Source organism: Sphingomonas sp. PSPC2-2, assembly GCF_049897725.1.
In the GTDB taxonomy this organism is placed as follows: Bacteria; Pseudomonadota; Alphaproteobacteria; order Sphingomonadales; family Sphingomonadaceae; genus Sphingomonas.
Map to the genome: position 1 here is coordinate 22,645 of NZ_JAFCWU010000004.1, position 15,017 is coordinate 37,661.

Sequence of the window (15,017 nt, forward strand, 5' to 3'; positions counted from 1 at the left end):
TCCACGCCGAGGTGGCGGACGGTATTTTCGATGTTCACATCGCAACCTCGCAGCGTGCGGTCACGAAGACGACGGTGCTGGTCACCGCGTCACGCGGTCGAACCAGCGCCGCCGTGATGGGCGTCAACCCGGCGCGGCAACCCCATCGTGTTGCGCAGACCATCCGCCCCCCAGTGCCCGGATCAGGCGGATGCTCGCCTGTAGTCGGCGGGTCTCGAGGTCGAGCGCGGCGCGACGAGTGCGCAGCGCCGTGGTCTGCGCAGTGAATACCTCGAGATAGGTGACCGCGCCCTTGTCGTAGCGGTTGAGCGAGAGGCGCTCGGTCGCGGCCGCCTGGCGCACCGCCTCATTCTCGGCCGCAGCCTCGTCGCCAAGATGGTGGAGCTGCGCGAGATTGTCCTCGACCTGCTGGAATGCGCTCAGCACGGTCGCGCGATACTCGGCACCGGCGCTCGCCCATCGTGCCCGCGCGACCGCAAGCTCGGCTCGTCGGCGGCCCCCGTCGAACAGGTTCAACACTGCGCCAGGGCCGATCGACCAGATCGTGTTCGACGCGGACAGGAGACCTGGCAGGCCGGTATCCTGGAAACCGGCGCTTCCGCCGAGCCGGATCGCTGGGAAGAAGGCGGCCTTGGCGATCCCGATTCCGGCATTGGCCGCAGCGACGCGGCGTTCGGCGGCGGCGATGTCAGGACGTCGCTCGACCAAGGTTGCCGGCAGGCCGAGCGGCACGACGGGGATCGCGAAAGGCGTCGTTGCGGGGGCGATGGTGAAGGCCGAGGCGGGTGTTCCGACCAGACTCGCGATCGCATGTTCGGTCAACGCGCGGGCGGCGGCAACGTCGGCGAGCTGCGCGCGGGCCTCGGCGAGCTGTGCGCCCGAACGGCTGGTCTCGATCCCGCTGACGATCCCGGCCTGGAAGCGCCGCGCGATCAGATGGTCGGCCTTGGCAAAGGCGTCGACGGTCTGCGCAAGCAGCTCGGATTGCCGGTCAAGCCCGCGCAGCGCCATATAGTCGGAGGCAAGCTCGGCCTGCAGGCTGAGCCGGATTGCGGCGAGGTCGTCGCCCGAGGCCTGCATTTCGGCCTTGCCTGCGGTAACGCTGTTGCGCACGCGGCCCCACAGGTCGACCTCATAGCCGAAGCCCGCCTCGATCGTGTTGGCACCGTACACGTCGGGCTGGTTGCTGCCGCGCAGCGGGCGATGGTCGGACTGGCGGTTGCGCGTGATGCTGGCATCGGCACTAAGTTGCGGGAGCAGCCCGGCGCGGGCCTGGCCAAGATAGGCGCGAGCAGTGTCGTAGCGGGCCAGCGCGCCGGCGAGCGTCGGATTGTCGCTCGCGACTTTCTGTTCGAGACCGTCGAGCTGTGGATCGGCGAACACGCTCCACCACGCGTCGGGCACGATCGCGCCGGGCGCGACTGCGGGCTGCCAGGCCCCGGCTTCCTTGAAAGCGGGCGGCGTTGGCGTGATCGCCGGATGGTAGGGTGGGGCGAACGAGCAGCCAGCGAGGCTCGCCAGCGTGATCGCCGCGATCGCCGCGCGCAATCGGTCAGCCACGCGCGCCTCCTTCCACGCGCACCAATTGTCCGTCGGTGAGAGAATCGGGTGGATTGTCGACGATCTTCTGCGTCGGCGAGAGCCCCGACAGCACTTCGACCGTCTGGCCGAGATCGCGCCCGAGCGTGACGCGCTGGAGGTGGATGTGGTGCGCGGCATCGACCGTCGCGACTTGCGTGCCCTGCGCGCGGAACAGCAGCGTAGTCGAGGGGATCTGCACCGTGCTCGCTTGCCCGCGCACATCGAAGCTGACTTGCGCAAAGCCGCCGGGGCGCAGCGCACCGTCGGGATTGTCGGCGACGAGCTGGACCTGGAAGGTGCCACTTTGCGGCGCGATCGCGCCCGAATTGCCGACGACGTGTGCGGTAAAGCTGCGGCCTGGATAATCGGGCACGCTCAGCGTGGCGGTGAGTCCCGGCGTCATCGTCGCCGAATAGCTTTGCGGCACGCTGACATAGATGCGGATTCGCCGTGTGTCGGCGACGACGAACATGGGTTGCTGCACCGAAGCCCCCGGCCCGACCAGATCGCCGATATCGGCAGAGCGCAGCGTCACCGTCCCGCCAAAGGGCGCGCGCACCGTCGCAAAGGTTTTCAGCGCGAGCAGCCGCCCAAGATCGGCGCGGGCGGACAGCACTGCGGCGTTGCGCACGGCGAGATCGCCATTCTTCTCATCGACTTCCTGTTTGGAAACCGAATTGTCGGTGAGCAAGTCGTTCCAGCGCGCCGCTGTGCTGCGCGCAAGACCGGCATGTGCCTGCGCGCTGACCAAAGCGGCGCGCGCGGCGATGATCTGCTGGTCGAGCTCGGGCGTGTCGATCCGGCCGAGCGGCATGCCCGCCGCAACCGGCGCGCCGATATCCTTGTACCAGCCGCTGACATAGCCGCCGACGCGCGCATAGAGCTTGGCCATGTTCCACGCCTGCATCGTGCCGGGCAAAGCGAGCGTGTCGCCCGCCGTCGAGGATGTGATGGCGACGAGATGGACCGTCGGCACCGATCGCGCGTCGGACCAGGTCTGCGCTTCGCTGGTGTCGTGAAAGCGAACAAACGTACCGGCGGCGACCACGCCTGCTGCGACGACGAGCGCGGCGATCCCGGCGGTTTTGAGACCCCTGGGCGGGGCGGCGGCGAGGGCTTCATCCATGAGCGAGCTGTCCGATTGTCGAAGGGGTGGGGGAGGGGCGGCGTTCGCGGCGATGCGCGATCGCGAAGACGACGGGCACGAACACCAAGGTGGCAAGCGTCGCGCAGATCAGTCCGCCGATGACGGCGCGGCCAAGCGGCGCATTCTGCTCGCCGCCTTCGCCGAGACCGAGGGCCATCGGGGCCATGCCGATGATCATCGCGAGCGCGGTCATCAGCACCGGGCGAAAGCGCGTCGCGCCCGCTTCGGCGGCGGCGCGCAGCGCGTCGCCGGTCTCGGCCAGTCGTTCGCGCGCGAAACTGACCACCAGCACCGAATTGGCGGTGGCGACGCCCATGCACATGATCGCACCGGTCAGCGCGGGCACCGAAAGCGGGGTGTGCGTGGCGAACAGCATCCATACGATCCCGGCGAGTGCTGCGGGCAGCGCCGAGACGATGACGGCGGGATCGACCCAGCTTTGGAAATTCACGACGATCAGCAGGTAGATCAGCGCGATTGCCCCGATCAGGCCGAAGATGAGCCCCGAGAAAGCTGCGTTCATCGTCCGCACCTGGCCGCGCAAGGTCACTGCCGACCCAGACGGCAGCGCCGCCTTGGTGCCGTCGATCACCTTCTGGATATCGCCCGCCACCGCGCCGAGGTCACGCCCTTGGGTCGTTGCATAGACGTCGAACGATTGTTGCAGCGCATAGTGCGTGACGACCGCAGGCGATGGCTCGCGGTGGAGCGTGCCGAGCCCGCCGAGGATCTGATAGGCACCAGAGCCCGATCCGGTGATGGGGAGGTTCTGGAGGTCCGACAGCGAGCCGGTGCGGTATTGCGGCGTCTGCACGACGATCGGGTAGGACACGCCGTTTTTGGGGTTGAGCCAGAAGGCGGGCGCGATCTGCGAGCTGCCCGCGAGGTTGACGGCGAGGCTGCGCGTCACGTCATTCTCGGTGATTCCGACGCGGTCCGCCTGCGCGCGATCGACGTCGAAGCCGAGTTCGGGCGCGGCCTCTGTTTGCTGGACGCGGACGTCGGCGATACCGGGAATGTGGCGCATCCGCTCGGCGAGCAGATGGGCATAGGCCTCGCTATGCTTGGCATCGCTACCGGTCACCATCACGTCGATCGGGGCGGGTGCGCCGAAGTTGAGGATCTGGCTGATGATGTCGGCGGGCAGAAACGAGAAGACCGAGCCGGGGAAGGCATCGGGCAAGGCTTTGCGCAACGTCCGGACATAGTCGGCGGTCGGTTTGTGGTTTTCGGCGAGTGTCACCAGGATATCGCCGTCCTGTGAGCCGACGCCGCCGGTGTTCGAATAAGCGCGGTTGATGCCCGATACGGGCATGCCGATATTGTCGACGATCGACACCAGCTCGTCGGCGGGAATGGTCGCGCGGATGCGGTCCTCGACATGGTCGAACAGCGCTGCCGTCTCCTCGATCCGCGTGCCGATCGGCGCGCGGACGTGGAGGTTGATTTGCCCGGCGTCGATCGTCGGGAAGAAATTGCGGCCGAGCATGGGCACGAGCGCGAACGACAGCAGGACGACTGCCATAAAGGCAGGAATGAACACACGCCGCCGCGCCAGGGCGAAGGCAAGGACCGCGACATAATAAGCGCGTACTGCTTCGAAACGATGCTCGAACCCGCTCTGGAAGCGGATGAAGACGTTGCGCGTCTCCGGTCGACCGGTCCGGGCATCGTGCGACACCATGATCTCGGCCGTGTGCTGGGTCGCATGTTCGCGCAGCAGGAAATTGCCCATCGTCGGCACCAGCGTGCGCGACAGGATGAACGACGCGATCATCGCGAACACCACCGCCATCGCCATCGGCGCGAACAGGAAGCCAGCGATGCCTGGCAGGAAGAACATCGGCAGGAACGCGATGCAGATGCACAGCAGCGATACGAAGGCCGGCTGGACGATCTGCTGCGCGCCATCGAGGATCGCGTCGCGCACCGACTTGCCCTGTTCGAGGTGCCAGTTGATATTCTCGATCGTCACCGTCGCATCGTCGACCAGGATGCCGACCGCGAGCGCGAGCCCGCCGAGCGTCATGATGTTGAGCGTCTGCCCGACCACCGCCAGCCCGGCGACCGCGGCGAGAATGGCGAGCGGGATCGAGGCGGCGATGATTACGGTCGAGCGCCACGAGCCGAGGAACAGCAGGATCATCATGCTGGTCAGCGCCGCCGCGATCGCCCCTTCCTTGATCACGCCCGATACCGCCGCCTTGACGAACAGCGACTGGTCCGAGAGCGGCTGGACCTTGAGCGAGGGCGGCAGCGTGGCCTTGAGCCCCGGGAGCAGCGCCTTCGCCTGATCGACGATCGCGATCGTCGAGGCCGCGCCCGATTTCAGGATCGTCATCAGCACCGCGCGGCCGCCATCGACGCGCACGACGTTGCGCTGCGGCGGCGAGCCATCGCGGACATGCGCCACGTCGCGCATGAACACCGTCGTCCCGTCGACGGTCTTGATCGGCAGGTCGTTGAGCTGATCGACCAGTTCGGGCGAATTGTTGAGCCGAACGTTATATTCGAACTGGCCGATCTTGGCGGTGCCTGCGGGCACGATCTGGTTCTGCGCGGCAAGTGCTGCACCGACGTCGCCCGCCGAGAGGTGCCGCGCCTGCAGCGCTGCCGGATCGAGATCGATCTGGATCTGGCGTTCCTTGCCGCCGTAAGGCGAGGGGATTGCGGCACCCTGCACCGAGGCGAGCGCGGGCCGGATGAAGTTCTGGCCGAGATCGTAGATCTTCTGCTCGCTCAAGTCCTTCGACGACAGCGCGAGCTGGAGGATCGGGACGGTCGAGGCGTTGTAATTGAGGATCTGCGGGGGGGTGATGCCCGGCGGCATCTGCTTCAGGACCGTCTGCGAGGCTGCGGTGACCTGTGCCGAGGCAGTGCGGATGTCGACGCCGGGCTGGAAGAAGATCTTCACGATGCCGACGCCGTTGAGCGACTGGCTCTCGATATGGTCGATATCGTTGACCGTGGTCGAGAGCGAGCGCTCGTAATAATAGACGACGCGGCCCGACATGTCCTTGGGCGGCAGGCCGCGATAGGTCCACACTGCGGCGATCACCGGAATCTTGATGTCGGGGAAGATATCGGTGGCGGTTTCGAGCCAGGCGATCGATCCCCCCAGGACGATCAGGATCGCCAGGACGACGAAGGTGTAGGGCTTGCTGAGGGCAAGTTTGACGAGCTGCAGCACGGTGGACCCGATGTTTCCAGAGGAAAGACGGGGCTCCATTTATGCGTGTTGCGGTGCAGCGCTAATTAAATGAATTTCACCTCAGGAGGCGGCCGGCGCTTGGATCCGCACGATCAGGCCAGGGGCGGCGTCGCCGAGCTCAAGTGTAAAGCCGTGAAGATGGGCGATCGCCGCGACGATGCTGAGCCCCAGCCCGCTGCCGGGGATCCCCGCCGCATCGACACCGCGATAGAAGCGCCGGAGCGCCGCGTCGCGCTCGTGCGGAGCAAGACCGCGCCCAGTGTCGCGGACGGTCAGGCTCAGCCCCCCGGGATCGAGCGTTGCCCCAAGCACCACCTCGCCACCCACGGGACTGAACTTGATCGCATTGTCGAGCAGGTTGCTGATCGCCTCAAACAACAATTGCGGATCGCAGCGGATCGTCGCGTCGGGAATCGGCGCGAGCCGCAACGTGACGCCAGCATCCTCGGCTAGCGGCTCGTAGAGCTCGCACAGGCTGTCCAGCAACGGTGCGAGCGGGACGGTGGTAAAGCCCGCCTGGCGGCCGCTCGCTTCAAGCTGCGAGATGCGCAGCAAAGCGCCGAACCGTTCGAGCACGAGATCGAGATCGACCATCGCGGCATGGCTGAGCGCGACCGCACGCGGATCCGCGTCGGGCAGCGCGATCGCGCGTTCGAGCTGTCCGCGGACATGCGCCAGCGGCGTGCGCAGATCGTGCGCGACGGCGTCGGTCACGCCCTTGACCTGCGCGACCACGCGCTCGACCTCTTCGATCATCGTGTTGACCGTGCCTGCGAACAGATCGAGTTCGTCGCCGCGCGTGGTGACCGGCATCCGCAGGTCGAACCGTCCCGCAGCGATCGCGCGGCTGACCGCCTGGAGATCGCGCACGCGGCGCAGCGGCGCGAGGCTCAGCAACACGCCGGCACCGAGCACGAGGACCACGATCGCTATGCCGCTGCCAATGAGGATTTCGAGAATGCGGCGGCGCAGATCGACGATGGGGGCGATGTCGCGCGCGATCAGGATTGTCTCCCCGGTCGGGGCCTCGATCGCCAGCACCCGCAGCGGTCCGTGCGCGCCGGGCTTCGCGGCGATGTTGACGGGATGATCGAAGCGGAAGTTTCGAACGATGTTGAGATTGCCCACGATCGGTTGGCCGCTCCGCGATTGCAGTGCGAAATAGTTGAGGCCGCTGGTGCTATGGGCAAGCGCGCTGGCGATCCGTTCGGGCAGCGCATCGGGCGAACTCGCGCGCAGCCTGCTCGCTTCGATTCGCAGAACGCGGTCGGAGCGTAACGTTAGTTCGCGCGCCGACAGCCCGTAGATCAACCCGAGCAGCGCGATAACGCCCACCGCAAACACCAGCCCGAGCAAGGCTGTCAGCCGAAAGGTGCTGGTCCGGCGGATTTGCCCGAGATGCAGCCGTTCAATCGGCATCGAAGCGATAACCTTCGCCCTTCACGGTGACGATCGCCGACGGCCGACCGGGCCGGTCGAGCTTCTTGCGCAGCCTGGCGATATGCACGTTGATGAGATTGGCACCTGGGTCGAAATAATACCCCCATACCTGCTCGAAGATGATCCGGCGGCTTAGCGTGTCGCCCGCATGGCGCACGAGGAACTCGAGCAAGCGGAACTCCATGTGCAGCAGGCGCACCGGCTGCCCCGCCACGGTAACCTCACGCCGGATGAGATCAACAACGAGGTCGCCGACCTGCAATGTCGCGGCATTGGCCGGGTCCTCGCGCCGACGCAGCAGCACCTCGATCCGCATCGCCATTTCCTCGGGCGCGAACGGTTTCACCAGATAGTCGTCGCCACCCGCGCGCAAGCCCGCGATCCGCTCGTCCACGTCACCGAGCGCGCTGATCATCAAGACAGGAAGCGCGATGCGCCGCGCCCGTAATGCGGCGACGACCGACAAACCATCACGACCCGGCAGCATGCGATCGAGCGTCGCCGCATCGAACGGCTCCCGCGTTGCGCGCTCCAACCCAAGGTCACCGTCGGCGACGTGGGTCGTCACATGGCCATGCGCCTGCAGCGACGCCACGATGTGGTCTGCCGTGGCAGGATCGTCTTCGATGACAAGGATGCGGGCCATGACGGTTCCTTTATGCGTCATCGCGGCGGTAATAGGGCAGCCCCGCGCGCCTCCCTGGTGTTTCGATGCGGCACCGCTTGTGAGTGGCGCGACAGAGGGGTGGTCTAGCGGCCACGACCGTGAAGCTGAACACATCGCAGAAGCTGGGGAACCGTGAGGAAATTTTGAACGTCCGATTCCGGGCCCTCGCAGACCGATCAGGAAGCGCCGCTATTCGTTTGCGTCTGCCCGCGCAAAAAAGATCGTCACGCGCATTCCGTTCCCCGGCGTGGACTCAACGTCGAGCGTTGCTTTTGCGTTTTGACGAAGCGACTGAACGATCATTGCGCTCAGCTTACCCGGTTTCGGCCAGTGGGTGCCGACAGCCAGCCCAATCCCATCGTCCGCGATGGTAACGCGACACCCGGCGGGATCAACGAGACTGTGCAACGAAATTGTCCCCCCGCTTCGTCCCGTGAACGCGTGTTTGAGCGCGTTCGTCAAAAGCTCGTTAACGACGAGCCCGGCCGGCATCGCGACGTTAACGGACACCGGCCAGGTGTCGACCTGAAGGTCAAGGTGAATGCCCTCCACGGCGTGAGCACGCATTACCGCCGATGCGATCTCGCTCAGATAGACGCCAAGATCGATCGTGACGCGATCCGAGGTCTCCGACAGCGAGCGGTACAGCAGCCCGAGCGCCTCGATCCGGCCCGCCAGTCGGTCGAAGCGGGCGGTCGTCGTATCATCGGGTATCGTGCGGGATTCGAGCCGGATCAGCGCCGTGATCATCTGGAGGTTGTTGGTCACGCGGTGCTGCAACTCACGCAGCAGCGTGTCCTTTTCGCGAACGGCGGCCTGGAGCTCGGTTTCATCGTCATCGGCGCGGCGGCCGGCTTCTGCGAGCGCGACAAGCCGGAACACCGGCTCGCCACCATCGTCCTGAATGAGGTTCGACCAGACATCAACCGCCACCGGTTTTTCGCCCCAGTCGAGTTCGAAGGTGCCGACGAAATCCTCCCCCAATGCAATGGCTTCGCTCAAGCCTTCGCCACCGTCCGTCGCGACCGCGCTGGAGGGGAACATGCTCCAGTCCTTGCCGAACAGGTCGGGCGCGCTTCTGCTCGTCAGCCGCTCGAATTCGATATTGGCATATACGATGCGCTCCTCAGGCGTGAGTTCGGCGACGGCAATGGCGATCGGGATATGGTCCAGGAACTGCTTGAAGCGGTCGCTTTCCAGGGCATTGGCGAGGTCGGTTGTGGCGAGCAGCTGCTCGACACCAGCGGGGCGATCATTGGGACTCGCCGGATCGGATATGTTCATAAGTCCGCCTTACCGAGCAAAAGCGCAATCACTGCAACAATTTGATCAGGCGCAAATGGCTTGGGTACGATTTGGCTGCCTGGAACGCTCTTTGCGCTCCATTCATGAGCACTCGCGCCGCTAACATAGACGACGGGTACCCCTGGCATCGCTGCCCGCGCCTCGTTGGCAACCTCCCATCCATTGGGGCAGGCACCAAGATCGACATCGGTTACAAGTCCGCGCAAAGCCGAACCAGCGGACGCGAGTTTTTCCAAAGCCTCGTTGCCGTCGCTCGCGGTCCAGACATCATAGCCGGCATCGCTGAGCGCCGTTTCAACAAGATGCTGCGTAAAAATTTCATCCTCGACGTAAAGTATAAGCGGCTTTTCTACATCGGGCATGGTGGAGCTTTCAGGAACGTCGATTGCCCGGTCGGGCGATGTGCGTGGCGCGGCTATTGTGTCGCTGAGAACGCACAATCGAGACGTTCGTGCCCGGATCGGCTGCCTTGATTTCGATCGTGGCCTCCAACTGTTTTGGCGATCGTACCCACGATCCCATTTCCACGGCCGGGTTTCACTTCTGCGTGGTCGCTGGGCATACCTGCGCCGTCGTCGCCGACCATCGGCGCGTCGCTGCATACTCGGCGATAATCGCTCCGGTTCGGTAGCGACCGGGGAGTGCGTGCTTCGGTGCGTTGATGACGAGTTCCGTGATGATGGGACCGAGGCTAAGATGGGGGTGCGCCGCCATGAAGGCGCCGAGGATAGCCGGACACTGCCCATGACGCCCGCTACGTTATCGCGCAGGACGGAGCGTGGCACGCACGAGCGCGTGGAACGCCGGATATCGGTGCCGATTAAGGCAGCCTGTCCGTTAACCGATGCGCGTCGGCGCAGCGTTCCAGTCGGGCGTGGTGTCGCCCAGCAAGTTGCGTACGAAGAAGCCAAATTGCCGACGCGTGACATAGTCGATCGGGCCGGTTGAGCGGCCGACGCTGTGTTCGCCGCCCGGTACCGACAATAGATCGAAATCCTTGTTCGCCTTGATCAGTGCATCGACCACCTGCATCGTCGACGCGGGGTCGACATTGCTGTCCTGCTCGCCGACGATCATCAGCAGCTTGCCTGTCAGCCGCCAGGCATTGTCGATGCCCGAGGCGGCGGCATAGCTCTTGTCGACTGGCCAGCCGAGCCACTGTTCGTTCCAACTGATCTTGTCCATGCGATTGTCGTAGCAACCGGCATAGGCCACACCGACCTTGTAGAAGTCGCCGTGGAACAGCAAGGCGTTGAGGGTACTCTGGCCGCCGGCGGAGGCACCGTAGATACCGACGCGGGTGATGTCGTAGGATGCGTCGCGCGCGGCCAGCGCGCGGTGCCACGCGATGCGATCGGGGAAACCCGAATCCCCGAGATTCTTCCAGGCGACGTCCTGAAACGCCTTGGAGCGATTGGCGGTGCCCATGCCGTCAATCTGGACGACGATAAAGCCGAGATCGGCCAGCGCCTGCATCCCGATCACCTTGTCGCCACCGGCGTGATAGCCGAACGGCCAGAAACCCTTGGGCACGAAGCTGTCGTGCGGACCGGCATAGATGTTCTCGATCACCGGATATTTCTTGCGCGGATCGTAATCGCGCGGCCGCACCACGATCCCCCAGATATCGGTCTTGCCGTCGCGGCCCTTGGCGGTGATGACTTCGGGCGGGCGAAACCCGGTGGCAACCAGGCGCGTGTCGTCGCCTGTGGTGATCCTCGCCACCAGGGTGGCGTCGTCCGCGCGGTGCAATTCGCTGATCGTGGGCAAGTCGACGCGCGAATAGGTGTCGACGAACAGCGTCATGTCGGGCGAGAAAGCAACGTCATGATCCGCGTTGGCGGGCGTCAGCGGCGTCAGGTGGCGGCCGTCGAAATCGATGCGGTAATAATGTTTGAAATAGGGGTCCTCGCCCGGGTTCATGCCGCTCGCGGCGAACCAGATCACGCGCTTGTCATCGTCAACTTTGACGACCTCGCGCACGACCCAATTGCCATGGGTGATGCGATTTTTCACACGGCCGGTATGGCCGTCGATGAGATAGAGCTGGTTCCAGCCATCGCGCTCCGAGGCCCAGACGATCTCGTCGCCGAGCCCGTGCACGGTATGCGCGAACCGACGATCGGCATAGACGAACGTTGCGGCGTTTTCCGTGACTGCGGCGTGCGCCTTGCCCGTGTCGGCATCGACCGCGATCACGCGCGCTTGTTGGAAGCCGCGGCGGATATAATCGAACTCGACGCTGTGCCCGTCGCTGCGCCAACGCGGTTGCGAGAGTTGATAGGGGTTGGGGAACAGCTCGGCGTCGATCACCGTCTCCCGCCGCGTTGCGACGTCGAAGAGCACGGGCTGCTCCTGGTCGATCGCGTCGCCGGGCTTGGGGTAAAGCTGCGTGCGCAGCGCCGGCTGCAGCCGTCCCGCCGGTGCCGCCTCGACGCGCAGCACCTGGCGTGCATAGCCCGGGCGGACACGGTAGAGCAGGATGTGGCGGCTGTCGGGCGACCAGGCGAGCGTTTCTGGATCATAGAAGTCGCCGGCCGATCCGTCGCTGCTCAGGCGGATCGCGTCCTTGCCGCCCGGCCTCCGCAGCACGAGTTGGTTGTCCTCGACCAGGGCTTCCCATTTGCCGTCGGGGGAGGGCGCTGGCCGATTGTCGGCGGGTATGGACAGATCCCGGACGACACCGAAGCCGCGCGGGCGGCGATGGTCGGCTACGACGGCACATGCGTGTCCGTCGAGCGCGCAGGACCAGGCTGCGCCGTCCAGCTCGAACAGGATGGCCGTGCCGTCCGCATCATAGTCGAACGCCGCAAATGGCAACCGCAGTGGCGCGACGGGATGCCCGAGCGCGGCGGCGAGCGCGTGGGCGATTTTCACCTGATCGAACGCCGCCGATTTGGCGAGAGTTCGGCGATCGACCGTCTCGAAGGCGAAGCCGCCCTCGACCGTTTTGCGGTAGAAGAAGTGACCGCCATCCGCGGTCCAGCGCGCCGGCCACGCCACGTCGCGCGTGAGATATTGCCATTGCTCGCGCAGACCGATCGAGCGGGTGAACGCCGCCGCGTCGGGCGCGGCGAGCACCTTGGCCGGAAAGCACAGGGCGGCGATGGCGAGGACGAGGGCCTTGGCGCGGAGAGGGATCATCGGAGGGTCTCGGTCGATGGAAAGGAGCGTGCGGTAGGAGCGCAACGCGTCAAGCGCGTGTCGCGAGGAGCGGCAGCATCGCGGCATGGAGGCCATCGCCCGTCGCGGTGAGGCGGATCGCGCCGCCGCGCTCGCCCGCCTGGACGATCGCCATGCACAGGCCATTGAACGCCGAGCGAGCGCTGGCATGGTCGGGTTCGAGGCAGCGCGGGTCGCCATTGCCGACGCCGAGCAAGGTGGCGTCACCGTCGAGCGTGAAGGTCACGCGGTTGCTGGCGGTCGGCACCTCACGCCGCTTCGCATCGAGGATGGCGGCGCGCACCACCGCGACCTCGCCGGGTGCCAAGCTGCGCCGGTCGCTGGTCAGCCCGATCCGGTGCGGCGTGCCGGTCGTCTCGCGCACTTCGGTGAGGATATGGCGACCGCGTGCGAAGGCGTGTGCCTCGATCCTGCCGGGGGCATAGGGCACCTGCCATTCGAGGTGGCGATTGCGCGTCACGCTCTGGTGCCCGAGGCTGTGGCCGTTGAGAAACAATTCGACCGTGTCGCAATTGCTATGGACCCAGACCGCGATCTCCTGGCCCTCGCGCCCCGCCCAGTTCCAGTGGGGGAAGAGGTGGAGCGCGGGCTTGGCCCCCCACCAGGCGCGGTAATAATGATAATTGTCCTTGGGGAAGCCGCAGCTGTCCATCTGTCCGAAATTCGAGGCGTTTTCGGGCCAGCGCTCGAACGGCGTCGGTTCCCCGCGATAATCGAACCCGGTCCACACGAACCCGCCAGCGAGGAACGGGCGAGCATCGTAGAAGCTCCACCATGTCTCGGCGGTGGTCGCCCATTTCGGGAAGTCCGTATCGTAAGCGGGCACGATCCCGGCGGCATCGTCACGTTTATATTCGCCGCGGGTCATGACGGTGCTGCCCGTTTCGGTGCCGATCATCGGCATCGTCGGGTGCGCAACGTGATAGGGATCGATCGCGTCGAGATAGTAATTGCAGCCCATCACGTCGAGCACGGGCGACGCGCCCTCGCCGAACTTGCCGTTGAACGCTTCGGTGACGGGGCGTGTGCCGTCGAGTTCGTAGACCCGGCGCTTCATCGTCGCCGCGATTCGCGCCCCCGTCGGTGTGCCGCGGTGGATTTCCTCGTTGCCGAGGCTCCACAGGATGATGCTCGGATGGTTGCGCCCTTGGCGGACGATCCGGTCGAGCTGGCTCATCGCTTCGGTGTTGCTCGACATCTGGCGGGTCTCGTCCATCACGAGAATCCCCATCGCGTCGCACGCCTCGAGGATCGCGGGGGAGGGCGAATGGTGCGTCGAGCGATAAGCGTTGGCACCCATCGCCTTCAACCGCTCAAGCCGCCAGACGTGGAGGCTGTCGGGCACCGCGAAGCCGACGCCGGCATGATCCTGGTGGTTGCATGTACCCTTAATCTTCACCGGTGCGCCGTTGAGGAAAAAGCCGTGGTCGGGATCGAAGCGGATCGTACGGATGCCGAAGCGGCTGACCGTGCGATCGACGGCGACGTCGGCGATGATGATCTCGCTCGCAAGACCGTAGAGCTGCGGCGTGTCGAGCGACCATAAGGCCGGATCGGACAGCCGCGCCTCCTGCGCGACGCTGGTCCGGCCCCAGAGCGGCAGCGCGAGCGGATCGGACAGCAATTCGGCCACGATCCGCCCATCGGGCCCCGTGACGCGCGAGCGCAGCCGCGCGGTGGCGGCGGGCCCATCATTGTCGATTTCGGTCTCGATCCGGACGATCGCGCCGTCGGTGCGCACCTCGCAGCGGACCGTGGCACCCCATTGGCGGATATGTGTCGGCGCGGTTTTGACCAGTCGGACGTGGCGATAGAGTCCGGCACCTTCGTACGACCACGCTTCGCCAAGGCTGACGTCGCAGCGGAGGACGAGAATATTCTCCTCGCCGGGCTTGGCGAAATCGGTGATGTCGATACGGAAGGGCGCATAGGCACTTTCGTTCGATCCGACGACGAAGCCGTTGAGGATGACGAGGCAGTTGCGCGCGACGCCGTCGAATTCGAGCGACAGGCGTTTGCCCGCATCCTCCGCAGTGATCGGGATCGCGCGGCGATACCAGCCTACGCTCGTTGCGGGCCACATCCGGCCGAGCGGTTTGAAACCCTGGAATGCACCGATATGGTCGGCCTCCGCACCGGGTGCGCCGAACCGCTCGAAGGGGAGATCGACCGCCCAATCATGCGGCAGATCGACCGCTTGCCAGCCGCTGTCGTCGAACTTGGCCTCGGCAACCGGTGTCCCGACATCGCCGGATTTCCCATAGGTGTCGTGGCCGGTACCGAAACCGAAATCCTTCGCTGGATCCGCCGCATGCCCGAGCGCGAAGCGCCAGCCGCGGGCGAGTGGCACGATCGCACGCGGATTATCGATGGCAGTCGGCCCCCCTGCCGCGCGAAGCGGTGGCGCAAGCACAAGTCCGCCCGCCGCGCCGGCGGTCTTGAGGAGATCGCGGCGCGACGGGCGGGGCATGGAGAATCCTTTA

General features: G+C 65.6%; 9 protein-coding genes. All 9 read right to left on the minus strand.

Annotated elements, in window-relative coordinates; translation table 11 throughout:
• Positions 1 to 123: 123 nt before the first annotated feature.
• The 9 genes from ACP7BY_RS08615 to galA all read right to left on the minus strand — a co-directional run bounded on the left by ACP7BY_RS08615 (position 124) and on the right by galA (position 15,004).
• Positions 124 to 1,560: an efflux transporter outer membrane subunit gene (locus tag ACP7BY_RS08615; protein WP_033963382.1), complete on the minus strand. Its 1,437-nt coding sequence runs from the start codon at positions 1,558 to 1,560 to the stop codon at positions 124 to 126.
• Positions 1,553 to 2,707 carry an efflux RND transporter periplasmic adaptor subunit gene (locus ACP7BY_RS08620; protein ID WP_033963383.1) on the minus strand — a complete coding sequence of 385 codons (1,155 nt, stop codon included), beginning with the start codon at positions 2,705 to 2,707 and terminating at the stop codon, positions 1,553 to 1,555. Before ACP7BY_RS08620 ends, ACP7BY_RS08615 begins: the two co-directional genes overlap by 8 nt.
• Positions 2,700 to 5,918 carry an efflux RND transporter permease subunit gene (locus ACP7BY_RS08625; protein ID WP_137902396.1) on the minus strand — a complete coding sequence of 1,073 codons (3,219 nt, stop codon included), beginning with the start codon at positions 5,916 to 5,918 and terminating at the stop codon, positions 2,700 to 2,702. Before ACP7BY_RS08625 ends, ACP7BY_RS08620 begins: the two co-directional genes overlap by 8 nt.
• Before the next feature lie 81 nt (positions 5,919 to 5,999).
• Positions 6,000 to 7,358 carry a sensor histidine kinase gene (locus ACP7BY_RS08630; RefSeq protein ID WP_137902395.1) on the minus strand — a complete coding sequence of 453 codons (1,359 nt, stop codon included), beginning with the start codon at positions 7,356 to 7,358 and terminating at the stop codon, positions 6,000 to 6,002.
• The gene (locus ACP7BY_RS08635; RefSeq protein ID WP_033963384.1) at positions 7,348 to 8,025 is read right to left on the minus strand and encodes a response regulator transcription factor; all 678 of its coding nucleotides are present in this window, start codon (positions 8,023 to 8,025) and stop codon (positions 7,348 to 7,350) included. Before ACP7BY_RS08635 ends, ACP7BY_RS08630 begins: the two co-directional genes overlap by 11 nt.
• A 210-nt stretch (positions 8,026 to 8,235) precedes the next feature.
• On the minus strand, positions 8,236 to 9,330 hold the full coding sequence (locus tag ACP7BY_RS08640; protein WP_137902394.1) for a sensor histidine kinase: 1,095 nt from the start codon (positions 9,328 to 9,330) through the stop codon (positions 8,236 to 8,238).
• Positions 9,327 to 9,713, minus strand: coding sequence for a response regulator (locus tag ACP7BY_RS08645; RefSeq protein ID WP_033963385.1), 387 nt, complete (start codon positions 9,711 to 9,713; stop codon positions 9,327 to 9,329). The genes ACP7BY_RS08640 and ACP7BY_RS08645 overlap by 4 nt, the downstream gene beginning before the upstream one ends.
• A 475-nt stretch (positions 9,714 to 10,188) precedes the next feature.
• The gene (locus ACP7BY_RS08650) at positions 10,189 to 12,495 is read right to left on the minus strand and encodes a DPP IV N-terminal domain-containing protein (protein WP_137902392.1); all 2,307 of its coding nucleotides are present in this window, start codon (positions 12,493 to 12,495) and stop codon (positions 10,189 to 10,191) included.
• A gap of 49 nt (positions 12,496 to 12,544) precedes the next feature.
• Positions 12,545 to 15,004 carry a beta-galactosidase GalA gene (galA, locus tag ACP7BY_RS08655; RefSeq protein ID WP_137902391.1) on the minus strand — a complete coding sequence of 820 codons (2,460 nt, stop codon included), beginning with the start codon at positions 15,002 to 15,004 and terminating at the stop codon, positions 12,545 to 12,547.
• Between the last annotated feature and the right edge of the window lie 13 nt (positions 15,005 to 15,017).